This window comes from Geobacter sp. FeAm09 (assembly GCF_008330225.1).
Classification (GTDB): Bacteria; Desulfobacterota; Desulfuromonadia; order Geobacterales; family Pseudopelobacteraceae; genus Oryzomonas.
In genome coordinates, this window is record NZ_CP042466.1 from 4,008,719 (window position 1) to 4,032,320 (window position 23,602).

The following is a 23,602-nucleotide window of genomic DNA, read 5'->3' on the forward strand; positions in this document are numbered from 1 at the left end:
CTATCTGGATTTTGCCTGCGTTCGCCGGGCAATTGCAGCCGAATGCAGCAACCTGGGCACTCCAACCTGATTTTAGTCGTCGTTATTGCGGTGTTCCTCGTCGCTTCCCTCGGGCCGGTAAATGACATTGCGGGTTACGGTGCTGCTGTTGCCGGCCGCATCCGTCGCGGTGACGGTAATGGTGTACAGTTTGGCGCGGGTAAAGGTAAGCCGCTGCCGGAAAATACCGTTGGTCACCAACTGGGTGTACGTTTTGCCTGACATGGTGACGGTCACGGTGATCTCCTTGGTGGTGTTGGTGACTTTACCGAGGAGAATCAGGGGAGAACGGCTGGTGGTCATGTCCTGGGCGGGGTTGGTGACCGCCAGTGTGAACTTGGACGTATCGTATGATACTGTCCGCTTGGCACTGGAGGTGTTGCCCGCCAGGTCGGTCGCCACGATAGTGATGGTATTCACGCCCGACGTCAGATTGACGGTGGCACTGAAATTGTTGCCGCTCATGGTGGCGGATTGGGGGCTGCCGCCGTTGTTGGCGATAGCCACCGTGGAGGTTTCGCTGACGCTGCCGGTCACGGCGGCGAATGACGATGTCGTGGTGCTGTTGTCGATGGGGGACGCAACCGTCAGTACCGGAGCAGACGGATCATAGTTGATGGTGCGGGTATCGCTTTTCTGGTTGCCGGCGCTGTCGGTGGCGATGACCGCAATGGTGTTGGCCCCGGCAATCAGGGTGATGGCGGTGGAGAAGGAGCCGTCGGACATGATGGTGACGTTCTGGCCGTTGACGGTGACGGACTGGGTGCCGGCACTGACGCTGCCGCTGATGTTGAGCGTGGCATTGTTGGTGTATGAACCGTCGGAAAGTGCCGAAACCGTAAGTGTCGGGGCGCTTGACCGTATCGTAATGCTGAAGGCGCTGGAGGCGCTCCCCCCGGTCGTCGTGACGGTGACGGTTCCGGCGCCGGTGGCGGCATTGGCGGCGACGCTGACCGGCAGGCTGACCGAGGTGGCGGTTGCGGTGGCCGTACCACCGGTAACCCCGCTGTTGCTGAAGCTTACCGCTGCGCCCGTCAGATTGGCGCCCGTGATGGTGACGACCTGATTGACTGCCCCCTGTACGAGGCTGTTGGGGCTCACCGAGCTGATTGCCGGTAGCGGAATGGCGCTGGCGGTGACGCTGAAGGCCTTGGAGGCGTTACCGTTGGCCGTGGTGACGGTGACCGTCCCGGTACCGGTAGCAGCGGCGGCCCCGACACTGACCGGTACGTTGATGGAGGTGGCGGTCCCGGTGGCTGCGCCGGCGGTCACCCCGCTGTTGCTGAAGTTCACCATGGCGCCGGTCAGGTTGGTGCCGGTTATGGTGATGGTTTGACCGGTAGCCCCCTGAGCAAGGCTGTTGGGGGAAACCGAGTCGATCGTCGGCGCCATGGCGGCGCTGGCGGTGACGTTGAAGGCGCTGGAGGCGCTGCCCCCGGCCGTGGTGACGGTGACCGTCCCGGTGCCGGTGGCGGCGGTGGCGGTTACGCTGACCGGTACGCTGATGGAGGTGGCGGTGCCGGTGGCGGCGCCGGCGCTGACCCCGCTGTTGCTGAAGCTCACCGTGGCGCCGGTCAGGTTGGTTCCGGCGATGGTGACGCTCTGGCCGGCAGCCCCCTGCACGAGGCTGTTGGGAGCCACCGAACTGATCGTGGGCGCCGGCAGGGTGGCCGAGGCGACGGTAAAGGGGGTGGAGATATTGACAATTTCCGAACCATGGTCAGGATTATTGGGGTCTGGTGTCCAACCGGAACCGAAGGCCGCCCCCCCGGCGTCGGACTGGTTGCCGTACCAGCCGACTTTCCAGGTGTAGGTGCCCGGCGTTGCCGGTGCGGCTGCGCTCAGCGTGGCGGGATAGGTGGCCGAACTGCCCATGCCGCTGTCATTGCCGGTGGACCTTGCCAACTCGACGCTGTTCTGGTCATAAAGCACGGCCCGGAACCAGCCGCTGCGGTAGCCGCCGGTAATGGTGACCGTTACCAACTCCCCCGGGGCGTAGGAACTCTTGTTGGTTGTGCCCGCCACATTGATGGAGCTCTTGGCGCTGCTCGGGTGGGTGCCGTGGGCATGACAGCCGTTGCAGGTGGCAACGACCGGTGAGGCATGGCAACCGGAACACCCTTGACCGGTGAAGTAACTGGATTGAGCCCATGCCTCGAAACCCCACAGGTGGGTCACAACCACTGCTGCAAAGAAACAGAGCGCGGCAACTTTTCCGACAAGCTTCATAATCATCTCCTTCCTGACATGCAGCGATCACGCTGCGGACACGTAGAGAGCCCTGAACCAATGACGCTCAGGAGCAAAAAATGGCCGGGTTGCACAAAGAAACACATTCTTTGGCAACCCGGCCATCTTCCCGGATGAAGATCCGTGGCTTTCCGTCCCCTCCTCACGAAGGGTTAGGCTTTATCGGCATATTTTTCAGGTCGGCGCGTATGGGGCATCACACCAGCGATGCTGTTTTTTGCCGCTGTGGTGTCGGACGTGACACGATTGGGACAAGGCAATGATTACTTTTAAGCACCATGTGTGCCACGGGATCTGAAAAAAATTGTGCAGTTATTTCAATTTGATATGCTTTTGCTGGGCTGTCGGGGATGCGTTCGAATATGCAACAAATAAGGCTGCGATCATTGGGGGGGAATGGGGCGGAGGGCCTGCAGCAAGGCTTGCAGCGGGGTAAAACGAATTTTGCTTATGCAACAAATATGGCACGTTCTTGCCCCATCATCCATGGGGCGCCAGCGACACCGCAAGCGGCAACGGCTCCACGGGCGTCCCAGGCTAGCCGTGCGGGTTCCCGGTGTTGTTTGCAGGCACGCCAAACGCCTATTGTGGCTCCCCTCATTTCGTCGCCGGGGTAATGACAGATTTTTGTTGATTCCATTTTGGAAATATTGTAAGTTGAAATTAAGTTGACGGGAGGTCGTATGATCGACGAAAAACTGTCCAGGCAGGCAATGGAATTGACGGCGAAGATGACCCAACTGATCGATGCCTCGGTCGCGCCCGGAAAGGACCATCCCTTTCCGGACCTGGCGCTTACCCCGCGGGAGGTCAATATCCTGATTCTGCTGGGTAAGCGTGAGGAACTCATCATGACCGAACTGGCTGCCATGACCGACTCCCCTCTCAGTACCGCGACACGCGTCGTGGACCGGTTGGTGAAAAAGAATCTGGTCCAGAGAGAGCGTTCGGAGCGGGATCGCCGGATTGTGGTCATCCGTGCCAGCGAAGAGGGGAAGTTGTTCTACCGGAGCATGCAACAGCAACATTTGGCCGCCAGTTACAAGATGCTCCAGGCTCTCACCGAGGAGGAGCGAGAGGTGTATGTCGGGTTGGTGGGAAAGCTTGCCGCGGTGCTGCGCCGGTAGCGGTCTTTTTTTTTGCACAATATTTCCAAAAATCAATTATTGCTAAATGGTGAGTCATGAAAAACTATCTCAAATTCGCCGGGCCGACACTGGGTGCCCTCGCTCTGGCCGGTTGCGTCACCGTCGGCCCCGATTACCGCAAGCCGGACCTCGCGATGCCGGAAACGTGGTCCGTATCGGCCTCCAAAGAGAAGCTGACGGACCTCACGAAGTGGTGGTCCACCTTCAAGGACCCGGTCCTCGAAAAACTGGTCGATGCAGCTGAAAAGGACAACCCGACGCTCTCGAAGGCCGCGGCGGCCATCGAAAAAGCCCGTGCGAACCGCTCTTCAGTCGATTCGGGCTTTTTGCCGGAGCTTAGTGCCACGGCCAGCGGAAGCGGTGCCGGCTCCCTGAATAAGAGTGCCGGCACCTCCGGCAGCGTCGGCACGACCTATAGCGCAAGTGCCGGCTTGGATGCTTCGTGGGAGCTCGACATCGTGGGGAAGAACCGCCGCTCGTCCGAATCGGCGAACGACCTTGTCCAGGCGCGAGTCGCGGACTGGCATGACGCCAGGGTCTCGCTGGCTGCCGAGGTGGCAACGGCGTACGTCGATTATCGGGCATGCCGGCTGAAGGAAATGTATTACGCGGAGCAGGCCGACTCCCAGGAAAAGACCGGCAGGCTTACCAACCTTTCCGCCAATGCCGGTTTTACGGCTCCGGCGGACGCGAGACTGGCCGAGGCGTCGGCCGCTTCGACCCGCTCGACGGCCCTGGCGCAGAAAACGGAATGCCAGGTCCTGGTAACGTCCCTGGTCGCCCTTACCGGACTGACGGACGCCGCGCTGCGGCAGCACCTCGGGGGCGCCGCAGCGAGCTTGCCCAAGCCCGAAGAGCTCCGTGTGACATCGGTCCCCGCGGACCTTTTGCGCCAGCGGCCGGATATCGTCTCCGCGGAACGGACCCTCGCCTCCACCAACGCCCTGATCGGGGTGGCCGAGGCCGGCCGCTACCCCAGTCTGAGCCTTTCCGGCTCCGTCAGCCTCTCGGCCACGAGCGGTACGGCCATGAGCGCGCCCTGGTCGTTCGGCCCAACGTTGAACCTTCCGCTCTTCAACGGCGGCAAGACGGAGGCCTCTATCAAGAGCGCCAGATCGGACTATGACTCGGCTCTGGCGGATTACCAGCAGACCGTCCGTACTGCCGTAAAGGAGGTCGAACAGGCCCTGACGCGTCTTGACAGCATGGCCAAAAGGGAGGACCAGGCCCGCATCAGCGCCGAGGGGTATCGTGCCTATTTGTCGGCCACCGAACAGAACTGGCGCGTCGGGCGCAGCAGCCTCCTGGATCTGGAAACGGCGCGTCGCTCAAGCATCAGTGCGGATATAACCTTGCTCGAACTACAGCAAAGCCGGCTGGAATACTGGATCGCGCTTTATAAGGCGGTCGGCGGAGGCTGGAAAGAAAACGATGGAGGAGCCAAGTGAAATTGAACGTGAAGAAGATGGCCATTTTCATTGCAGCCACCCTTGCCGCAGGCGGTATCGCCTTGGGCTTGAGGAGTCCCTCGCCCTCCACAAAGGCACAGACCAAGGTTGCCAAGTCGGTCCTGAGCGTGGCCTCCACCCGGCCGGTGCACAAGCAGTGGCCGATAGAACTCTCCGCCAGCGGCAGCGTCGTGGCGTGGCAGGAGGCGCTGATCAGTGCCGAGACCGGCGGGTTGCGCATCACCGCGCTTCGCGTGGATGTGGGCGACCATGTCAGGCGCGGGCAAATACTGGCCGAATTGTCCCAGGCCTCCGTTCAGGCGGATGTGCGCCGCTACGAGGCCGCGCTCTCTTCGGCGCGGGCGAGCCTGGCGCAGGCGAAAGCCAACGCCGACCGGGCGCGTCTTGTGAAGGGAAGCGGCGCCATCTCCGAGCAGCAGGTCAATGAATACCTGGCCACGGAGAAGACCGCCAAGGCGAGCGTCGAGGTGGCCGAGGCCCAACTCGCGGCGCAGAAGGTTACCCTGTCCCAGACCCATATCGTTGCGGTGGACGACGGCACCATCACCTCGCGAAGCGCGGTACTCGGCCAAGTCGTCAGCGTCGGCACCGAACTGTTCCGGCTGCATCGCCAGGACCGGCTGGAATGGCAGGCCGAGGTGGACGCGAAACAGCTCTTGGCCGTTAAAGCCGGCGCAACGGCCGAAGTAACCCTTCCCTCCGGCCAGAATCTCCGGGGGACGGTCCGGGTGGCCGCTCCGACCCTTTCCACCACTACCAGCCGGGCGAATGTCTTTGTCGGCCTGCCGGTCCAGAGCGGCGCCAAAGCCGGCATGTTCGCCAGCGGCCGCATCATGGCAGGCGACAAAGGCGTTCTTGCCGTACCGGAATCGGCCCTGGTGCAGCGCGACGGCCGGAACTACCTCTTCGAAATCGGCGTCGGCAACAAGGTGATTCGGCGCATAGTGGCAACGGGGACACATCGTGACGGCCTGGTCGAGATCACAAGCGGTATCGGTGCCGCGGCCGTCCTGGTGGCCTCGGGGGGAGGATTCCTTTCCGATGGCGATCTCGTCACGGTAACAAAGGAGTAACAACATGAACTTTTCCGCCTGGGCCATTCGCAATCCTGTCCCGTCCCTGCTTCTTTTCATACTGCTGACCATCTCCGGGATCTACGGGCTGGATAAGTTGGGCATCCAGAACTTCCCCGACATGGACCTCCCCACCATCAAGATCAGTGCAACACTGGAGGGGGCCGCGCCGGCCCAGCTCGAAACCGAAGTCGCGAGAAAGATCGAGGACAAGCTCACCTCACTGACAAAGCTCGACCACATCACCACTACCATCACCGACGGTTCGGTCGCCATCTCGGTCTCGTTCGAGATCGACAAGAACACCGAAGAGGCCCTGAATGAGGTCCGAAATGCCGTCGATTCGGCCAAAGCCGACCTGCCGGCGAGCATGAACAGCCCGACCGTCTCCAAGGTCACCGACGCCGGCAGCGCCATCCTCACCTATACCGTCGAATCGGGCAATATGAGCGAGGAGGAGCTGTCCTGGTTCGTGGACAACGACGTGGCAAAAACGCTGCTGTCGGTGAAGGGGGTCAATACGGTCTCACGGCTGGGGGGCGTAAGCCGTGAGGTGCATGTGGATCTCGACCCGGCCGTGATGGGCGGGATGGGGGTGACCCTTGCCGATGTCTCGTCACAGCTCAATGCCGTCCAGCAGGACGCTTCGGGGGGGCGGGGCGAAGTCGGAAAGTCGATCCAGTCGCTTCGGACCTTGGGGGCGGTGCATACGGCCGATGAGGTGGCCGCGCTGACGATCCCCCTGAGCGACGGCCGGCGCATCAGGCTCGACCAGATCGCCAAGGTGACCGACAGTTATGCGGAGCGGAGCACGCTCGCCTATGTGGACGGCAAACGGGTGATCGGCTTTCAGCTCACCCGCTCGAAGGGGTTCTCGGACGTCGGCGTTGCGGATGGGGTGCGCGAGGCGGTGGCAAAATTCTCCGCCGCCCATCCCCAGGTGAAGATCCACGAGGCCAGCAACAGCGTGGCATCGATCAAGGAGAACTACCACGGTTCCATGCACCTGCTTCTGGAAGGGGCCCTCCTCGCCGTTATCGTGGTGTGGCTCTTCCTGCGCGACTGGCGGGCGACGGTGATCTCGGCCACGGCGCTCCCCCTTTCGATCATCCCGACCTTCATAGTGATGAAATTCTTTGATTTCAGCCTCAATACCATAACACTCTTGGCGCTTTCGCTGGTGATCGGCATCCTGGTCGACGACGCCATCGTGGAGGTGGAGAACATCGCACGGCACCTGCGCATGGGCAAAAGCCCCTACCAGGCTGCGATGGAGGCCGCCGACGAGATCGGCCTCGCCGTGATCTCCACGACGCTGACGCTGGTGGCGGTATTTCTGCCGACCGCCTTCATGGGAGGGATTCCCGGCAAGGTCTTCAAACAGTTCGGCATTACGGCCGCGACGGCGGTGCTCGCCTCGCTGCTGGTGGCGAGGCTTTTGACCCCCATGATGTCGGCCTATTTCATGAAGGAAACGGGGCACGCCGAGTCGGATTCCGCGCTTATGACGCGCTACCTCGGGTGGTTGCGCGCCTGTCTTGCCAACCGCCGCCGAACGGCCATAGCGGCGCTTCTGTTCCTGGTGGGCTCTCTGGCGCTGATCCCGTTCATTTCCACCGGCTTCATGCCGGCGCAGGACGATGGCCAAACCAAGGTCACCCTCACCCTGGCTCCAGGAAGCTCGCTTGACGACACCGCCCGGCTTGCCCTGCGGGCCAGCACGCTGATCAAACAGCTGCCGGACGTCACCCAGGTCTTCGCTTCAGTCGGCACCGCAAGTTCGGGCGGTGGTATGGATACCTCCACAAGTACCGAGGTCAATTCGGCAACCCTCACCGTCGACATGAAGCCGCGCAAGGAAAGACACAAACAGGTCGTGGTGGAAGAGCAGATTCGCGACGCCCTGCGCGTGCTCCCGGGGGCGCGGGTCACCATCGGCCGCGGGAACAGTGGTGAAAAACTGGAGGTGACCCTCGCCAGCGACGACTCACAGGTGCTGGAGAGTGCGGCGGCCTCGCTGGAACGCGATATGCGCACCCTGAAAGGGGTGGGAAGCGTCACCTCCGGCCAGGCCCTGCAGCGCCCCGAGATCCAGATCCGGCCCGATTATGCCCGGGCCTCCCAGTTGGGCGTCACCGTCGAAGCATTAGGTGATGCGGTCCGGCTGGGTACCTACGGCGACTACTCCTCAAAGCTCAACAAGCTGAACCTGCCGCAGCGTCAGATAGCCGTCCGGGTGCGCCTCGATCCGGAAGTCCGCAACGATCTGGGCCGCATCGGCATGATCCGGGTGGCGGGGAGCAAGGGGCAGGCCACCCTTGCCTCGCTTGCCGACATCCGCATGGGGAGCGGCGCCTCCCAGATCGATCGGCTGGACCGCTACCGGAACATTACCATCTCCGTAGAGCTGAACGGCCGTTCCCTGGGGGAGGTCATGAACGAGGTGCGTCAGCTCCCGGCAATGAAGAACCTTCCCAAGGGGGTATCCACCGCCCAGCAGGGGGAACTGCAGCGCATGAGCGAGCTTTTCGGGAGCTTCGGCGTCGCCATGGCCGTCGGCATCCTCTGCATATATGTCGTGCTGGTGTTGTTGTTCCACGACTTTCTCCAGCCCGTGACCATCCTGGCCGCGCTGCCGCTCTCCCTGGGGGGGGCGCTGCTGGCGATCCTGGCAACCCGCAACAATTTCTCGATGCCTGCCGTCATCGGCCTTTTGATGCTGATGGGGATCGTTACCAAGAACTCCATCCTCCTGGTGGAGTATGCCATCGTTGCGCGGCGGCAGCATGGGATGAGCCGGTTTGAAGCGCTGGTGGACGCCTGTCACAAGCGTTCGCGCCCGATCCTCATGACCACCATCGCCATGGGCGCCGGCATGCTTCCTATCGCTCTCGGCCTGGGCGCAGACCCGAGTTTCCGCCAGCCGATGGCCATCCTCGTGATCGGCGGCCTGCTCACCTCGACATTGCTGAGCCTCTTGGTGATCCCCGTGGTTTTCACCTACATCGACGATCTTCTCCAGCTCTTCCGCCGCCGCTTGCTCTCCGCGCATCAGAAAGGGGCCGATTCGGGCGGCGTGGCAAAGGGGGAAGCACTACAGGGGGGAATCGATTGAAATTACGGAAAATGCACACGAAGGAACCGACATGGCTGAACATATTCTGATTGTGGAAGATGAGCTGAAACTGGTCGATATTTTGCGGGGCTATCTCCACATGGCCGGATTTGAAACCTCCAGTTTATGCGATGGCACCGAGGTCGTTCCCTGGGTAAAGTATAACGAACCGGACCTTATCCTTCTCGATGTGGTGCTCCCGGGGCGCGATGGCTTGGATATCTGCAAGGAAATCAGGATATTTTCCCCTGTGCCGATTATCATGATGTCCGCCCGCATCGATGAAATCGACCGGCTGCTCGGGCTCGAACTTGGCGCCGACGACTATGTGTGCAAGCCCTTCAGCCCTCGGGAGGTCGTCGCCAGGGTCAAGGCGGTCCTGCGCCGTATGGGCGATGAACAGGCTACACGAATTGCCGGGCTGACCCTTGATGAATCGCGCTATCGGGCCACGCTTGCCGAGCGCGAACTGGACCTGACTGCGGTTGAGTTCAAGCTGCTGCAGTTGCTGGCAACCAAGCCGGGACGTATCTACAGCCGGCAGCAGCTCATGGAAAAGATTTATCCCGACCGCCGTGTCGTCAGCAACCGCACCATAGACAGCCACATCAAAAAGCTGCGGAAGAAGATGGCGAATGTAAAGCCCGAACAGGAGTTCATTCATTCCGTGTATGGTGCCGGCTACAAGTTCGAGGTCGCTTGATTGTGCCGCTGCCCGGTGCATACGGGGAAAGGCGGGACTCTGTGGCAACGGCTCTCATGCCGTTTTGATTGCCCGGCCATGGCACCGGGACGCAAAAAGGCCGCATACAGGATGTATGCGGCCTTTTTGCGTTTTCCTTTAGGAGGAAAAAGAATTACTTCGCAGCCGGAGCAGCAGCGTCAGCGGCCGGAGCAGCTTCTTTTTTCTCAGCTTTTTTGGCTTTTTTAGCTTTTTTGGCTTTTTTAGCCGGTTTTTTCACTTCTTTTTTCTCAGCAGCCGGAGCAGCGGCGTCGGCAGCCGGAGCAGCAGCGTCAGCAGCGAAAACAACAGCCGAGAAGGACAGAGCAACGATAGCGGCAACGATGGTGGAGAGAACTTTTTTCATTTGTACTACCTCCGAAGAAATTTAAAAGCTTGTCCATGAAAATAGCATAAGTGGTGCCAACTATGGTTTTTTTGTGAATATCGATAGTAATCAGCGGGTTGCGCCGGACGCCGTGGTGCGGCCCGAGAAACTCTATACCCGATATGAGGTAGTGTCCGCCGCAAATAAGTATGAACTTCCGGTTGGAGCTTTGCCGTCATCCCCTCGGATGGGCTCCGTACGGCACGGGGCGAAGATGCCCGGCACCCATCCGCTTGACCGGAGGGTGCCGCCTGGCGTACCATTTTACCCTGAGACCGCCTCGGAAAGGAGCACCCAGCAGTGCCCGAACAAGAGCCTTTGAACGATGTTACGCTCCATAAGGACAGTTCCGGCGCCTGGCGTCGCGCGCAGAGGTGGCGCGACCTGAGGGGGTGGCATCGTCTCTGGCTGGTGACGGGGGCACTCTACCTGCTCCTGCTTGCCGCCGCCGGCTGGCTGCTCATGCCGGAGCGCCGCCAAGTGGACAAGGCCATGGTGTTCGCCGTTACGGAAGAGGTGCGCCGCTACGACGGCCTCGCCTTTGTGGGGGATTCCCCGGAGGGGGTATTCGAAACGGCCCGCGCCCAGGGGTACGGCCCGTGGATCGCCCATGTGCGCACGACTTACCGGATCGGCAGGGAGGGGGACCAGGGCTTTGACAGGATAGAGCGGGAGTACCGCCGGGCCGTGGCCGCCCTGGGCTGGAGGCGCCTGAAGCTTACGGGCTGGCTCCTTGCGGGCTGGGTCGCGCCCATGGGGCTCCTCTACGTCATGGGCAGCCTGGTGGCCTGGATCAGGCAGGGGCGGCCATGACCGCAGCCAAAGACGGGCTCCGTCCCGATGCCATCGAATGCCGGGGCATGGTGATCCCGTTCCGGTACTGCCATGCCCGGCGCAGGACCCTGGGGATGACGGTCAGGCCGGACAAGTCGGTGATCGTCAGGGCTCCGCTGCGGGCCTCCCTCGGGGAGATCCGGGACTTCGTCTCCCGGCGGGCGGCGTGGATCGCCAAGGTGTGGCGGGAGTTCGACGCCATGCCGCCCAAGCCTCCCCGAACCTACGAAAGCGGCACGGTTTTCCGGTTCCTGGGGAGAGAATATGGGCTGACCCCGGAGCGCGGGGCGACGGAATCGGCAGGGCTCAGGGGGGACGCGCTGGTGGTGGCCGCCCCGGACGAGCCGGACCCTCGGACGGCGCGCCGGCTCGTGGACGCGTGGTACCGCGATCAGGCGGCGGTCATCTTCCGGGAACGGGCAATCCTGTGCCATCGGAGGCTGGCGGCGGAAGGCATTCCCCTCCCCGCCATCGTGATCCGCCCCATGAAGAGCCGCTGGGGAAGCTACTCGTACCGCACCGGCCGGATGACGCTCAACCTCCACCTCATCGAAGCGCCCCCAGCCTGCCTCGACTACGTGATCATCCACGAGCTGTGCCACATCCGGGAACGGCACCACGGGCCCGGCTTCTGGAGGCTGGTCGAACGTTACGTGCCGGACCACGCCGCGCTGCGCAGGCTGCTCAACGCCCTCGTATAATGCCGGTCCCTGGAGCGCCTCTCCTCCGTATACCCGGGGACACGCCGCCCGCATTGACATATGGCACGGCAGTGATTACCCTTTCTCCATACATACCTCGGGTACAAAGGAGTCATGATGAAAAATAGATATCTTCCGGTGGTGGTTTTCAGCCTGCTGGCCCTGCTGGCAGGCACAACCCTCGTCGCCGTCAACGCGGAGGCCCGGGCCGGCGGCGGCAAGTCCCTCGGCAGCCGCGGGTCGCGCAGCTATTCCCAGCCGGTGTCCCCCTCTTCCCAGCCCCGTCCCAGCCAGCAGGCTGCACCCCAGCCGTTCTCGCCGTCGCCCTACCAGGCCCCCCAGCCCGCCGGCGGCGGTTTCCTGCGCAGCATGGCCGGTGGCCTCGTGGGTGGCATGCTGGGCGGCATGCTGTTCCGCAGCCTTGGCTTCGGCGGGATGGGAGGAGGTTTCGGCGGCGGGATCGGACTGTTCGAGATCATCCTCATCGCCGGCATCATTTACCTGGTCTACCGGATCGTGAAGGGAAGGCGTAATGAAGCCGCTCCCTACCAGAGCCCCTCCGCCATGGGGGGATATGGGGAGCCCGAGGCGCCCCGTCCCATCCAGCCGGCCTACGCCGATACCGCCGGCGACCTGGCGGCGGGCCTTTCCCACATCAGGCAGATGGACCCCGGTTTCGATGAACAGCGCTTTGCCGATACGGCCATGGACATCTTTTTCAAGATCCAGGGCGCCTGGATGAACCGGGACCTGAACGGCGTGGCCCCGCTATTGACCCCGGATATGCGGCGGATCTTTCAGGAGGATATCGACCGGCTGCTGCGCGAGCACCGGGTGAACCGGCTGGAGAATATCGCCGTGCGCAAGGTGGAGGCCTGCGAGGCGTGGCAGGAGTCGGGCCAGGACTACATCACGGCCCTGATCTACGCCAACCTGCTGGACTACACGACCGACGACACCAGCGGCCAGGTGGTGGAGGGGAGCAAGACCGATCCGGTAAAATTCGAGGAGTTCTGGACGTTTACCCGGCCGGTGGGCAATAACCCGTGGCAGCTTTCGGGGATCGATCAGAAATAATTCCGTTCGGAGCGTCACACAGGCAAACGGCCCGGCCAGTTCTCTCACTGGCCGGGCCGTTTGTGTTCATGGCTCTGTATGTTCCTGAATCCGGGATGCCGCTCGCTCCGCCGTTCAGGTCTCCCGAATCCGGGGTTTCGTTCAGACCACCCGGATGAAGAACTCGGGGCAGCCGGACCCGCAGTAGCCGCACAGCACGCAGGCCGCCTCGTCCACCACCGCCTTGCCCCCCACCAGCGACAGCGCCTTGCTGCCGCAGATTTCGAGACATTTGCCGCAGCCCTTGCAGAACTGCTCCATGATCAGCAGCCGGCGGCGCCGGCTCTCCAACCCGCGCCAGACCGCCTCGTCCATCGCCCCGTGCTCGAAGAAGGCGACGTTGGCGTCGATCTCCTGTTCGGACAGCATGCCGACGGCGATGCCGTGGACCCCTTCCAGGCCGGCCACAAAGGCCATGCTTTGCCGCGCCTCGGATATCAGGTTGCCCCCCGCCAGGGCCTTCATGGCATAGACCCCCTGGCCGGAACGGGCGCAGGCGGCGATGGCTTCGGCCATCTCGGCGGCGGTGCCGTCCAGGATGCCCATGCCGTTCTTGTTGATCAGGGGGTGGACCACCTCGATCTCCGGGTGGGAAGCGGCCCTGCGGAAGGCCGCGATGTAGTGGGAGGAGAATCCCACATGGGCGATCTTCCCCTCCTGCTTCATGGCGAGGAGTTCTTCCAGCACCTGGGCTCGCTCCGTGAAGGGGTCGGCCACCCGCGCGCCGTGGATATGCACGATGTCGAGCCGTTCCCGCCCCAGTTCCCGCAGGGCCTGCTCCACATGGGCCCGGGCGGTGGCCGCATCGGCGGCATGGGTTTTGGTCGCGATGGTCACCTCGCCCCGCCAGCCGTCGAGTCCCTCCCGGACATGGGGATAGGTCCCGTAGAGGGCGGCCGTGTCGAGCATGGTCACCCCCTGCTCAAGGGCGTGGCGGATGAGCCTCCCCCCGTCGCGGGGGGTAACGCCGGCCTGGAGGGGCCCCAGGGGGAGAGTGCCGTAAATGAGCGGGAAGATGCCGATGCCGGTGGCGCCCAGTTGTACCCGTTTCACGCCGGCTCCCGCCCCTCATCGCCGTTGATCGCCGCCCGCAGCAGGTTGCTCGGCTTGAAGGTGAGCACGCGCCGGGGATCGAGTATGATCGACTCTCCGGTCTGGGGGTTGCGGCCGCGGCGGGCGTTCTTCTGCTTGACCTCGAACTTGCCGAAGCCTGAGATCTTGACCTCCTGGCCGGTTTCCAGGGTGGCCTTGACGATGCTGAAAACCGATTCAACCAGATCGTAGGATTCCTTCTTGGCGAATCCGCACGTTCTGGATACGTTTTCCACGATGTCTGCTTTGGTCATGTTTGCCTCTCATCTAAGTAATATTTCAGAAACATACACTAAATGACTCAGTTATCGCAAGCCCGGCGAAAAAAATTTCGCAGCCGGGCGGACTTGACACCCGATGCGTCATGTTCTATGGTATTCATATGAATACCATAGGGGGTGCCATGGAGGAGTTGACCGGTCGCCAGCGCCAAGTATTGGATTTTATTGTTTCGCATATTGACGGCAGCGGCTACCCCCCCACCCAGCGGGAGATCGCCCGCCACCTGGGGGTCAGCGGAACACTGCCCGTGGCCAAGCACCTGGCGGCCCTGGAACGCAAGGGATGCCTCAGGCGGGACGAAGGCTCCCGGAGCATCGCCCTGAACAGGCCCACGGGGGGGACGCAACCGCTGCCCATCGTAGGAACGGTGCGGGCCGGCAACCTTTCCCCCGCCATCGAGGACATCCAGGGCTATTTTGCCGTTGACCGGAACGAAATCAAGGGCGCCGGCTGTTTCTTCCTCCGGGTCAGCGGCGATTCCATGATCACGGCCGGCATCTTCGACGGCGACCTGGCGCTGGTGCGTCCCCAGCCCACCGCCGAAAACAGGGATACCGTGGTGGCCATGGTGGACGGCGAGGCCACCCTGAAATGGTTTTACCGCGAGCAGGACCATATCCGCCTCCAGCCTGCCAATCCCAACATGAAGGCCATCATCCTCCGCCCCGGCGCCGGCGAGGTGAGCATCGTCGGCAAAGTCATCGGCATCTACCGCAGGATGGGGTGACCGGGATTCCCCGGCGCATCCCCAACAACACAAGACCATGGAACCAAGAATCATCCTCCACATCGACATGGACGCCTTCTTCGCCTCGGTGGAACAGCAGGCCAACGCCGACCTGCGGGGCAAGCCGGTGGCCGTCACCGGCGCCGGCCACCGCACCGTCGTGACCACCTCCTCCTACGAGGCCCGGGCCTTTGGCGTCAAAACCGGCATGGCGGTGTGGGAGGCGAAGCGCTGCTGCCCGCACCTGATCGTCGTCACCGGCAACAACCGGAACTACACCAGGATCTCTCGGGAGATCATGGGGATCATGCAGGATTATACCCCCGAGGTGGAGGTCTTCTCCATCGACGAGGCCTTCATGGATGTGACCCATTCCCTTTCGATCTTCGGGAGTGCGGAAAAGATCGCCGGCCAGATCAAGGCCCGCATCAGGGAGGCCTTCGGCATCACCTGCTCCATCGGCATCGCCCCCAACAAACTGCTCGCCAAGCTGGCCAGCGACATGCACAAGCCGGACGGGTTGACGGCCATCGCTCCCGCGGACGTGCCGCGGGTCATGGAGCACCTGCCCATAGGGGCGTTGTGCGGCGTCGGCAAGAAGATGCGGCGCCATCTCAACCTGATGGGCATCGCTACCTGCGGCCAGTTGGGGCGGTGCGACGAAGCCCGGCTGACGCGGAGGTTCGGGGTCGTCGGCAGCCATCTCAAACGGATGGGGCGGGGCCTGGACGACTCCCCGGTCGTCCCCTGCGGGGAAGAGGACGAGGTCAAGTCGGTCAGCCACAGCATGACCCTTGAGCGGGACATCGAGGCGCGGGACGATATCCTCCGTTTCCTGCTGCAGCTCTCCCACATGGTCGGCAGCCGGGCGCGCAGGTACAACGTGGCCGGCAAGACCGTCGGCCTGTACGTGCGCTACGCCGATTTTTTCACCAGCTTCGGCAGGCAGGCAACGCTGCCCGGCTACGTCAGCCTGAGCGACGATATCTACCGGGCTGTCCTGTCGATCCTGGACAGCGTGGAGCTTGAGCAGCCGGTAAGGTTGCTGGGGGTGCGGCTCACGAACCTGAAGCACCAGTCGGAGCAGTTGCCGCTGTTTGAGAACGAGCGCAAAAGGGTGGCGGCCGCCCGGGCGGTGGACGACCTCAACCGGCGCTTCGGCTCCCTGGTCGTTACCTTCGGCACCCTGCTCCCCGCCGGGGAATCGGGGGGCTCCCACGTCATCTCCCCGGCCTGGCGGCCAAGCGGGATCAGGAACGTGGAGGTGACCTGAGCGCCGCAGGCAGGAAAACGTTTTCTCCGGCGGTTGTCCCGTTGCGCAACCGGCAACCTTTGGTATCATAGTGTGGTGATGGCGAAAGCGCCAAGGTCATCAGCGACTATATCGCCGCCTATTACGGAACAGGGTCGTAGCCGGCGCCATTCGAAAGGAGAATGCCCCATGGACAGACGCACATTTCTGAAAGCAACGGCCATCGGCTCGATCGCCACCGGCATCGGTTCCACCCTGGCGGCGGCGGAACGCTATTTCCCCGCCAAGGTGGACCAGGCGCTTTTCGAGGGGATCAACCGGGCCAAGGACCCGGCCAGGAAGACCCCCCTGGAAAAATCCCATGCCCCGGCCATCTCGGCGCCCGCTTCGGTAAAGGCCGGCGAGCCGTTTACCGTTGAGGTCTCGGTCGGCGAAAACCTGCATGTCATGGGGCCGGCCCACTGGATCGAGTACATCGCGCTTGCCGTCGGCAACGAACCGGCCGGCCGCGTGGACCTCCAGCCCAGGGGATTTCTCAAGCCCAAGGTCACGTTCACGGTGGTCATCCCCAAGGAAGCGGCCCCGGCCGGCAAGGTCACCCTGGTTGCGTCGCAGCACTGCAACCTCCACGGGACCTGGGAGTCGGGCCTGGACATCTCGGTTGTCTGACGGACCGGCGCACGCAAGGGGGGAGCACGGGATGGAGAATGCGAGGAAACGCTTTGTTGCTCTGTTGGCGCTGCTGGGGGTGGCACTCCTGCACCCCTTCGCCGCCTCCGGTGGGGAGAGGCCCCTTGCCCGGGGCGAGGCGGCATTTCTGCAAAACTGCGGTGCCTGCCATGCCGATGGCGGCAATGAGGTCAACCCGGTAAAGACCCTCTCCCGGGCGGATCTGAGGCGGAACAACATCCTCACCCCCGACGATATCGTCAGGCTCATGAGGAACCCCGGCCCCGGCATGCTGAAATTCGACCCGGCCACCCTTCCGGACGAGGATGCCCGGGCTATTGCGGAGTATGTCCTGACCACCTTCAACAAATAGGCTCATCCTCCCCGCCTCTTGGCGGGGAAAGCCCCTGCCCGAAGTGGGTGTCCTGTGTGGTTCGCCGCACAGGGCGCTAGCGCCGGCCTCGGGCGGAAAACCCCCCGCTCCGGAAGGTTGTCCCCATCGCCCCGTCTCTCCTGAAGGATTCACCCGGGAACCTACTCTGGGGCATTGGTGTGCTGCTGAAGCTGTTTCCCCGGCCCGAATAGGCGGCTACGCTGTTGCCCCGAGAGGAACGGGATGGGGCGATGGAGGGGGCGTTACCCCGGTAGATGCTTCTCTGCTGGGTGATCGCCGTGCGGGGAGCCGCTGCCGGCGCATTGAACGCTCCGCGGCCCCGGTATGACGGCGTGCCGTACGTACCGCCCCCACGGGAAGCCGGGGCGCTGAACCTGCTGTTGGGCGCCAGGTGCGGGGTGCTGCCGTTGCCGCCCGTCCCCCGACCCCCCCGGGAGACCCCGGCAGGCGGCAGTCCGCTCCTTACCGGCCCACCGCTTGTCGCCGCCGGTCTGCCGCTGAATCGTGCCACCGGATCGATGCGCGTATAGCGCTGCCCGCCCATGTCGCGGTAGTGGTTCGAAACGAATACCCCCCGGCGCCCTGCGTAGGCGACCCGGTGGAAGTCGTTCAGGATATAGTAGCCGGGGAACCAGAAGCCGTAGCACCAGAACGGGTAGGGCACCCAGGCATACAGGTAGAGATAATCGTAGGGAGGGGAATAGTAGGTGACGATCGGCGGGCCTTCATTGTCGTAATAGTCATTGATGGTCGCCTCGCCGGGCGCGCTCGCGGTACCCGCATATCCGTTCGATCCCGCTCCCTCGGAAGCGGCTGTGGCCGACAGGCCCGCCTCTGCCATTGCGCCGTTCAATCGCTCCAGTGCGCTTTCGACACTCAGCCCGATCCTGCCCCCGGCAGCGGCATCCCGCACCGCTTTATAGATCTCTCCGCAGATATCCGGAGTCATGGGATAATCGGCGATCCAGCCGTTTTTGGGGCTGATGCCGCCTTCTGCCAGGCGGCTCTCCGCTTCCGCCTCGTTTTCCGCCGTGCCCATGCCTAAAACGGCCGCCATCCTGACGGCAAAATCGCCTTCCCGTACTACCTGCTGCCCTATGGGTGGAGCGGTTGCCCGGTCCGAATCTGCGTGGCCCGCCACCGGCACGAGCAACAGTCCGCAGGCGGCCCCCATAAGCATCATTCTCAAGACCAGCCGTTTCATGGAACTCACTTCCTCTCCTCACGTGGGCATCCTCTGCATCACCCAGAGATAACGCCCCACCCTCCTTCATATAATTATAGACCTTTCCCCTGATCGTGGCGCATAAACATTTGCCCGCCCCGCCGCACCTTGACAACCACTCCAGGCGGTTGTTTACTTGTCACAAGAATCGGTTATCCGGAACATCCCGTAACGGAGAGGGGCGCCGGAAGAGAGGAGGACGTCATGTCAGCCATACCCGCCTATACACCGCCGGATTTCAGCCGGCCCGACCTGGCCGCTGCGCCGGCGGTGCGCACTGAACCCGCTCCGGCCGACGGGGTGCTGCCCCGCGGTTTCCACGCCACTTCCAACCACCCCGAATATCTCCATCTGGGGGGCGGGGATTGGCTGCTCGCCCGGGAAAGCCGCATGGATGCCGCCATGGTCCTGCGGGGCAGGGAGGTGCAGGTCATGGAGCCCCGGCTGGTGAAGCGGGGCGACCCGGTGGTGACGGGCAGGAGCGAGGACGGCGAGGAGGGCGTCTATGTGCATTCGACAGGCTTTCCGTCGTCCGAGGCCGTTGCCGGCAAGTTCGCCTTCCGTACCCGCGGCACCAGGGAAACGCCCTTTTCCCGTTCCTACGACGAACTCTACTCGGTGCTGCGGCATGACCGTGCGCACGGCCACATCGTGTGGGTGCTCGGCCCGGCGGTGGCCTTCGACAAGGACAGCCGCGACGCGATGGAATTCATGGTCGAGCACGGCTACTGCCATGCCCTGCTGGCCGGCAACGCCCTGGCCACCCACGACCTGGAGGCCGCCCGTTTCCGCACCGGCCTCGGCCAGGATATCTATACCCAGGTGTTGCAGCCCCACGGCCATTACAACCACCTGGACATCATCAACGAGGTGCGCCTGTGCGGTTCGATCCCCCGGGCCATTCGGGAGCTGGGGTTGTCCGACGGCATCATCCCCGCCTGCGAGCGGCGGGGAGTCCCCTATGTGCTGGCCGGCTCCATCAGGGATGACGGGCCGCTGCCCGGCGTCATCTCCGATGTCTACCTGGCCCAGGATGCCATGCGGGCCCATGCCCGCCGGGCGACGACGGTGATCGCCCTTGCGACCCAGCTCCATACCATCGCCTTCGGCAACATGGTTCCCGGCTACCACGTCACCGCGGAGGACGTGGTGCGCCCGGTCTTCTTCTATGTGGTCGACATGACGGAGTTCAGCACCGACAAACTGGCCAACCGGGGGTCACAGCAGGCGGTTGCCATCCTGACCAATGCCCAGGATTTCATGGTCAATCTGTGGCACAACTTGAAATGAACGGGAACGGCGGCCGCCGGGAGGAGACGCAATGAGCACGACCATTCAGATCATCGGTGTCCCGATCGACCTGGGCCAGACCCACCGCGGGGTTGACATGGGGCCGGGCGCCATGCGCTATGCCGGCCTGGCCTCCCGGTTGGCGGCACTGGGGTATCACATCCGGGACGCCGGCAACATCGCGGTCCCGATCCGGGAAACCCTGTCCGAGGAGCGGCAGCAGCACTACCTGCCCGCAATCCGCCAGGCCTGCCAGGCCGCCTACGAAGCCGGACGCCGGGCGGTGGAAGAGGGAGCGGTCCCCCTGTTCATCGGCGGAGACCATACCCTCGCCATCGGCTCCATCGGCGGAGTCACCCATACTGCGCCGGCAGGGCTGATCTGGATCGACGCCCACGCCGATTTCAATACCCCCGCAACGACCCTGACCGGGAATATCCACGGCATGACCCTGGCCGCGCTGTTGGGCGAGGGGTATCGGGAACTGGTCGATGTGGGCCGCCCCGGCCCCAAGCTGGAGCCGAGCGACGTGGTCATGATCGGCATCCGCGACCTGGACCCGGAAGAGCGGACGCGTCTGAGGGCGAGCGGCATCACGGTCTACACCATGCGCGACATCGACGAACGGGGGGTCGGCGCCGTTACCCGCGAGGCGCTGGAGCGCCTCGAACACCGGGAGCGGCTGCACGTCAGCCTCGATATGGACTGCCTCGATCCCCAGGTCGGCCCGGGCGTCGGCACCACCTCGCCGGGCGGCCTCAGCTACCGCGAGGCCCAGTTGCTGATGGAGGTGCTTGCCGACTCGGAACGGGTGTGCGCCCTGGACGTCGTGGAGATCAACCCTATCCTGGACCAGCGCAACCAGACCGCCGTCCTGGCGGTCGAACTGGCCGCATCGCTGTTCGGCAAGCGGATCCTCTGATCGAAAACAGCCCCACCGCGACCCCCTGTTATTCCAGCCGTGTCCCATCTCCTGGGTCATTTCAGCCCATGCGCCACACTTAAACAAATCCTGCTGATATGATATTATTTATATATAGAAAATAATCACGATAGAGGGGAAAGGGGATGATCGCATGTACGGCCTTCATGCCAGGTCCGCAGCCGGAACCAGGATCATTGGGGCAGGAGCAGAGGGTCGTTCCGCGGCGCACGAGGCACAACGGGTAAAAAGACGGAGGGTGTGGTACCTGCTGCTGGCGCTCCCCTACGTCGGCTTGCTCTGGCCATCGTGGTACACGCGGATAGAGCCGGTGTTGTGGGGTTTCCCGTTTTTCTACTGGTACCAGTTTCTGTGGGTGCCGATCAGCGCGGTCTTGACCGGCGTTGCCTATCTAGCCGCGCGAAGGAGGTAGCGTCATGATCAACTGGACTGCGCTGACGGTTTTCACGTTTTTTTTCATGCTCGTAACGGTGGTCGGGTTTGTGGCCGCACGGTGGCGGCGGGGCAACCTGAATCTGCTCGACGAATGGGGGCTGGCGGGGCGGCGATTCGGGACCTTCGTCACCTGGTTCGTGGTGGGCGGCGATTTTTACACCGCCTATACGGTAATCGCGGTGCCGGCGCTGGTGTTCGGCGTCGGCGCGGCAGGCTTTTTCGCCCTCCCCTATACGATCATCGTCTATCCCTTTGTCTTTCTCACCATGCCGCGCCTGTGGGCGGTGGCCAAACAGCACGGATTCATCACGCCGGCCGATTTCGTCCGGGGACGGTACGGGTCGAGCGGGCTGGCACTGGCGGTGGCCGTCACCGGCATGCTTGCCACCATGCCCTATATTGCGCTGCAATTGGTGGGCCTCCAGGTGGTGATCAGGGCGATGGGCATCATGGGGACCGGCCTGATGCGCGAGTTGCCGCTCATCATCGCTTTCACGATCCTGGCGCTTTATACTTACACCAGCGGCTTGCGCGCACCGGCGCTCATCGCATTCGTCAAGGATGTGATGATCTACATCATGGTCATCGTCGCCGTAACGGCAATACCAACGGTGCTGGGCGGATACGGGGAGGTCTTCCGGGCGGCGGGCGAAGCGCTGGCCGCTAAAAAACCTCCGGGGTATCTCATTCTGCCGCCTGCCGGTTTCAGCCCCTATGCGACGCTGGCATTCGGTTCGGCACTGGCCGCCTTTGTCTACCCCCACACCGTGACCAGCATTCTCAGTTCCTCCAGCGGCCACGTGATCAAGCGCAACGCCGTGCTGCTGCCGGCCTATACGTTCCTGCTCGGCCTGATCGCGCTCCTCGGCCTGATGGCGCTGGCCGCCGGCGTGAAACCGGTGACACCGAACGATGCGGTGCCGCAACTGTTCCTTAAAATTTTCCCCTCCTGGTTTACGGGCTTCTGCTTCGCGGCCATCGCCATCGGCGCCCTGGTGCCGGCGGCGATCATGTCCATCGCCGCGGCCAACACGTTCACACGCAATGTCTACCGGGAATACATCAACCCGGACTGCAGCCTGCAACAGGAGGCCCAGATGGCGAAAATCGTATCCCTGGTGGTGAAGGTCGGCGCGCTGGCGTTCATCATTTTCCTGCCGCTTCAGTACGCCATCCTGCTGCAACTGCTGGGAGGAATATGGATTCTCGAGACGTTTCCGGCGATCATCTTCGGCCTGTTCACCCGCTGGCTGCACCATCGCGCCCTGCTGGCGGGCTGGGCCACGGGCATGATTACGGGGACGGCCATGGTGGCCGCTTCCGGCTTCAAATCATCGATCTATACGATACATGTCGGCACTCTGGCGATCTCCGCCTATGCCGGCGTCTTTGCCCTGGCGCTCAACCTGCTGGTTTCGGTCGCTCTGACGCCGCTCTGCGACGCCTTTGGCATGAAACGCCTGGATGACACAACCAGGCCGGAGGACTACGATGAGGATGCGGCTGAGGTGTTCGCAATGAATTCCGGAAGACCGGCGCATTAAACGGCCCTTCGTTTCGGCCGTTGGCCAGGGATGCAGCCAGGTAACGGCTTTGCAAAGGCTATGGCGCCGTGATTCCCGGGGCTCCATCGGCGCGGTTGACGCCGTCGGCAGGTTATGCTTTAATCATAGCGTGGAGACAGACGCCTATATCGCCCTTGGCTCAAATATGGGGGACCGCGAGCTCAACCTGCTGCGGGCGGTGGCCGAGGTCGGCAAACTACCCGGCTGCCGGGTTACAGGTCTGTCCGCGTTCTATGAGACATCCCCCGTCGGGGGCATTGACCAGCCTTCTTTCTACAATGGTGTCCTCAGGCTTGCTACCGAACTCCCCCCCGCGAACTGTTGGAACGACTGCTGCACATCGAAAGCGAGGTCTTTGGCCGGGTACGGACCGTCCCGTGGGGACCGCGGCCCATGGACCTGGACCTGTTGCTCTACGGTTCAATGATCGTGGAGGAGGAAGGGCTGATCGTCCCGCACCCGCGCATGGCGGAGCGGCGTTTCGTGTTGGAACCGCTCTGCGACCTGGCTCCGGGGCTGGTACATCCGCTCCTGGGGCAGACCGTTGCCCACCTGCTGAAAACGCTGCGCTCCGATGAGACCGTAGCGAAATTATAATCGGAGAGAATAACGTGATCAGACTATTGATGTGGGGACTTCTGATCTATATCGGCTACCGTGTCGTCGTGGCACTGACAAAAGGGAAAAAAACGGAGATCAAGACATCGGGAAAGCGGGATGCGGCGGCGACCCACCGCGACCCGGTCTGCGGCGTCTACGTTTCCGAGGAAGACGCAGTGGTGGGCAGGCTCGAGGGAGAGCGCCACTATTTCTGCTCCATGAACTGCCTGGAAAAATTCCGCGAACAGCTTGACCATAAACCATCATAAACGGA

The 23,602-nt window shown here is 63.0% G+C and carries 22 protein-coding genes, 1 pseudogene and 1 riboswitch; of the genes and pseudogenes, 18 read left to right on the top strand and 5 right to left on the bottom strand.

The genetic code is table 11. The annotated features are described in order from the left end of the window. Positions 1 to 72 precede the first annotated feature (72 nt). Positions 73 to 2,268: a DUF5011 domain-containing protein gene (locus tag FO488_RS18810; protein ID WP_149211970.1), complete on the bottom strand. Its 2,196-nt coding sequence runs from the start codon at positions 2,266 to 2,268 to the stop codon at positions 73 to 75. A 109-nt stretch (positions 2,269 to 2,377) separates the two neighbouring features. Beyond that, positions 2,378 to 2,457, bottom strand: a riboswitch (cyclic di-GMP riboswitch). Between the two features lie 515 nt (positions 2,458 to 2,972). On the opposite strand from FO488_RS18810, the gene FO488_RS18815 reads away from it, so the two are divergent. The 5 genes from FO488_RS18815 to FO488_RS18835 are packed head-to-tail and all read left to right on the top strand — an operon-like array spanning position 2,973 to position 9,797. Next, positions 2,973 to 3,416: a MarR family winged helix-turn-helix transcriptional regulator gene (locus FO488_RS18815; RefSeq protein ID WP_149211971.1), complete on the top strand. Its 444-nt coding sequence runs from the start codon at positions 2,973 to 2,975 to the stop codon at positions 3,414 to 3,416. Positions 3,417 to 3,472: 56 nt separating this feature from the next. Continuing rightward, positions 3,473 to 4,885 (top strand): efflux transporter outer membrane subunit, encoded by a 1,413-nt coding sequence (locus FO488_RS18820; protein ID WP_149211972.1) that lies wholly within the window; start codon positions 3,473 to 3,475, stop codon positions 4,883 to 4,885. After that, positions 4,882 to 5,979, top strand: a complete 1,098-nt coding sequence (locus tag FO488_RS18825; protein WP_205743310.1) for an efflux RND transporter periplasmic adaptor subunit — start codon at positions 4,882 to 4,884, stop codon at positions 5,977 to 5,979. The genes FO488_RS18820 and FO488_RS18825 overlap by 4 nt, the downstream gene beginning before the upstream one ends. 4 nt (positions 5,980 to 5,983) lie before the next feature. Further along, a complete protein-coding gene (locus FO488_RS18830; RefSeq protein WP_149211973.1) occupies positions 5,984 to 9,094 on the top strand; it encodes an efflux RND transporter permease subunit in 3,111 nt (1,036 codons plus the stop codon). Between the two features lie 31 nt (positions 9,095 to 9,125). Beyond that, positions 9,126 to 9,797, top strand: a complete 672-nt coding sequence (locus FO488_RS18835) for a response regulator (protein ID WP_149211974.1) — start codon at positions 9,126 to 9,128, stop codon at positions 9,795 to 9,797. A 154-nt stretch (positions 9,798 to 9,951) separates the two neighbouring features. Here FO488_RS18835 and FO488_RS18840 read toward each other — a convergent pair whose 3' ends face one another. Then, a complete protein-coding gene (locus tag FO488_RS18840) occupies positions 9,952 to 10,182 on the bottom strand; it encodes a hypothetical protein (protein WP_149211975.1) in 231 nt (76 codons plus the stop codon). A gap of 321 nt (positions 10,183 to 10,503) precedes the next feature. On the opposite strand from FO488_RS18840, the gene FO488_RS18845 reads away from it, so the two are divergent. The 3 genes from FO488_RS18845 (at position 10,504) to FO488_RS18855 (ending at position 12,815) form a co-directional block, all read left to right on the top strand. Then, positions 10,504 to 11,016: a hypothetical protein gene (locus FO488_RS18845; protein ID WP_149211976.1), complete on the top strand. Its 513-nt coding sequence runs from the start codon at positions 10,504 to 10,506 to the stop codon at positions 11,014 to 11,016. Next, positions 11,013 to 11,738 (top strand): M48 family metallopeptidase, encoded by a 726-nt coding sequence (locus tag FO488_RS18850; protein ID WP_149211977.1) that lies wholly within the window; start codon positions 11,013 to 11,015, stop codon positions 11,736 to 11,738. The genes FO488_RS18845 and FO488_RS18850 overlap by 4 nt, the downstream gene beginning before the upstream one ends. Before the next feature lie 117 nt (positions 11,739 to 11,855). Beyond that, positions 11,856 to 12,815: a TIM44-like domain-containing protein gene (locus FO488_RS18855; RefSeq protein ID WP_149212249.1), complete on the top strand. Its 960-nt coding sequence runs from the start codon at positions 11,856 to 11,858 to the stop codon at positions 12,813 to 12,815. 141 nt (positions 12,816 to 12,956) lie between these two features. On the opposite strand, the gene FO488_RS18860 is transcribed toward FO488_RS18855, so the two are convergent. Together FO488_RS18860 and FO488_RS18865 are read right to left on the bottom strand one after the other, a co-directional pair. Next, complete coding sequence (locus FO488_RS18860) at positions 12,957 to 13,907, bottom strand: aldo/keto reductase (protein ID WP_149211978.1); 951 nt, start codon at positions 13,905 to 13,907, stop codon at positions 12,957 to 12,959. Further along, positions 13,904 to 14,200: an integration host factor subunit alpha gene (locus FO488_RS18865; RefSeq protein WP_149211979.1), complete on the bottom strand. Its 297-nt coding sequence runs from the start codon at positions 14,198 to 14,200 to the stop codon at positions 13,904 to 13,906. Before FO488_RS18865 ends, FO488_RS18860 begins: the two co-directional genes overlap by 4 nt. Positions 14,201 to 14,349: 149 nt before the next feature. Between FO488_RS18865 and lexA the strand changes: the two genes are divergently transcribed. The 4 genes from lexA (at position 14,350) to FO488_RS18885 (ending at position 17,249) form a co-directional block, all read left to right on the top strand. Beyond that, positions 14,350 to 14,955 (top strand): transcriptional repressor LexA, encoded by a 606-nt coding sequence (lexA, locus tag FO488_RS18870; RefSeq protein ID WP_149212250.1) that lies wholly within the window; start codon positions 14,350 to 14,352, stop codon positions 14,953 to 14,955. A 37-nt stretch (positions 14,956 to 14,992) separates the two neighbouring features. Beyond that, positions 14,993 to 16,228, top strand: a complete 1,236-nt coding sequence (dinB, locus tag FO488_RS18875) for a DNA polymerase IV (protein ID WP_149211980.1) — start codon at positions 14,993 to 14,995, stop codon at positions 16,226 to 16,228. A gap of 168 nt (positions 16,229 to 16,396) precedes the next feature. Continuing rightward, positions 16,397 to 16,876 carry a class II SORL domain-containing protein gene (locus tag FO488_RS18880; protein WP_149211981.1) on the top strand — a complete coding sequence of 160 codons (480 nt, stop codon included), beginning with the start codon at positions 16,397 to 16,399 and terminating at the stop codon, positions 16,874 to 16,876. Positions 16,877 to 16,907: 31 nt separating this feature from the next. Then, positions 16,908 to 17,249, top strand: a complete 342-nt coding sequence (locus FO488_RS18885; protein WP_149211982.1) for a c-type cytochrome — start codon at positions 16,908 to 16,910, stop codon at positions 17,247 to 17,249. Positions 17,250 to 17,325: 76 nt separating this feature from the next. Here FO488_RS18885 and FO488_RS18890 read toward each other — a convergent pair whose 3' ends face one another. Next, positions 17,326 to 18,474, bottom strand: coding sequence for a hypothetical protein (locus FO488_RS18890; protein WP_149211983.1), 1,149 nt, complete (start codon positions 18,472 to 18,474; stop codon positions 17,326 to 17,328). A gap of 225 nt (positions 18,475 to 18,699) precedes the next feature. On the opposite strand from FO488_RS18890, the gene FO488_RS18895 reads away from it, so the two are divergent. The 6 genes and pseudogenes from FO488_RS18895 (at position 18,700) to FO488_RS18920 (ending at position 23,597) form a co-directional block, all read left to right on the top strand. Then, entirely contained in the window at positions 18,700 to 19,785 is a 1,086-nt protein-coding gene (locus FO488_RS18895) for a hypothetical protein (RefSeq protein ID WP_149211984.1), read from the top strand. Between the two features lie 31 nt (positions 19,786 to 19,816). Next, on the top strand, positions 19,817 to 20,707 hold the full coding sequence (gene rocF / locus FO488_RS18900; protein ID WP_149211985.1) for an arginase: 891 nt from the start codon (positions 19,817 to 19,819) through the stop codon (positions 20,705 to 20,707). Between the two features lie 259 nt (positions 20,708 to 20,966). Beyond that, positions 20,967 to 21,140, top strand: a complete 174-nt coding sequence (locus tag FO488_RS20740) for a DUF3311 domain-containing protein (RefSeq protein ID WP_370514352.1) — start codon at positions 20,967 to 20,969, stop codon at positions 21,138 to 21,140. A gap of 7 nt (positions 21,141 to 21,147) precedes the next feature. Further along, positions 21,148 to 22,707, top strand: coding sequence for a monocarboxylate uptake permease MctP (mctP, locus tag FO488_RS18910; protein ID WP_149212251.1), 1,560 nt, complete (start codon positions 21,148 to 21,150; stop codon positions 22,705 to 22,707). 166 nt (positions 22,708 to 22,873) lie between these two features. Continuing rightward, positions 22,874 to 23,325 (top strand): annotated as a pseudogene (folK, locus tag FO488_RS18915) (2-amino-4-hydroxy-6-hydroxymethyldihydropteridine diphosphokinase). A gap of 14 nt (positions 23,326 to 23,339) precedes the next feature. Beyond that, the gene (locus tag FO488_RS18920) at positions 23,340 to 23,597 is read left to right on the top strand and encodes a YHS domain-containing protein (RefSeq protein WP_240732059.1); all 258 of its coding nucleotides are present in this window, start codon (positions 23,340 to 23,342) and stop codon (positions 23,595 to 23,597) included. Positions 23,598 to 23,602 lie beyond the last annotated feature (5 nt).

Coding starts and splice junctions, on each gene's coding strand:
- FO488_RS18810 (WP_149211970.1), bottom strand. CDS start 2,268: ATGAAGCTTGTCGGAAAAGTTGCCGCGCTCTGTTTCTTTGCAGCAGTG.
- FO488_RS18815 (WP_149211971.1), top strand. CDS start 2,973: ATGATCGACGAAAAACTGTCCAGGCAGGCAATGGAATTGACGGCGAAG.
- FO488_RS18820 (WP_149211972.1), top strand. CDS start 3,473: ATGAAAAACTATCTCAAATTCGCCGGGCCGACACTGGGTGCCCTCGCT.
- FO488_RS18830 (WP_149211973.1), top strand. CDS start 5,984: ATGAACTTTTCCGCCTGGGCCATTCGCAATCCTGTCCCGTCCCTGCTT.
- FO488_RS18835 (WP_149211974.1), top strand. CDS start 9,126: ATGGCTGAACATATTCTGATTGTGGAAGATGAGCTGAAACTGGTCGAT.
- FO488_RS18840 (WP_149211975.1), bottom strand. CDS start 10,182: ATGAAAAAAGTTCTCTCCACCATCGTTGCCGCTATCGTTGCTCTGTCC.
- FO488_RS18850 (WP_149211977.1), top strand. CDS start 11,013: ATGACCGCAGCCAAAGACGGGCTCCGTCCCGATGCCATCGAATGCCGG.
- FO488_RS18855 (WP_149212249.1), top strand. CDS start 11,856: ATGAAAAATAGATATCTTCCGGTGGTGGTTTTCAGCCTGCTGGCCCTG.
- FO488_RS18865 (WP_149211979.1), bottom strand. CDS start 14,200: ATGACCAAAGCAGACATCGTGGAAAACGTATCCAGAACGTGCGGATTC.
- lexA (WP_149212250.1), top strand. CDS start 14,350: ATGGAGGAGTTGACCGGTCGCCAGCGCCAAGTATTGGATTTTATTGTT.
- dinB (WP_149211980.1), top strand. CDS start 14,993: ATGGAACCAAGAATCATCCTCCACATCGACATGGACGCCTTCTTCGCC.
- FO488_RS18880 (WP_149211981.1), top strand. CDS start 16,397: ATGGACAGACGCACATTTCTGAAAGCAACGGCCATCGGCTCGATCGCC.
- FO488_RS18885 (WP_149211982.1), top strand. CDS start 16,908: ATGGAGAATGCGAGGAAACGCTTTGTTGCTCTGTTGGCGCTGCTGGGG.
- FO488_RS18890 (WP_149211983.1), bottom strand. CDS start 18,474: ATGAAACGGCTGGTCTTGAGAATGATGCTTATGGGGGCCGCCTGCGGA.
- FO488_RS18895 (WP_149211984.1), top strand. CDS start 18,700: ATGTCAGCCATACCCGCCTATACACCGCCGGATTTCAGCCGGCCCGAC.
- rocF (WP_149211985.1), top strand. CDS start 19,817: ATGAGCACGACCATTCAGATCATCGGTGTCCCGATCGACCTGGGCCAG.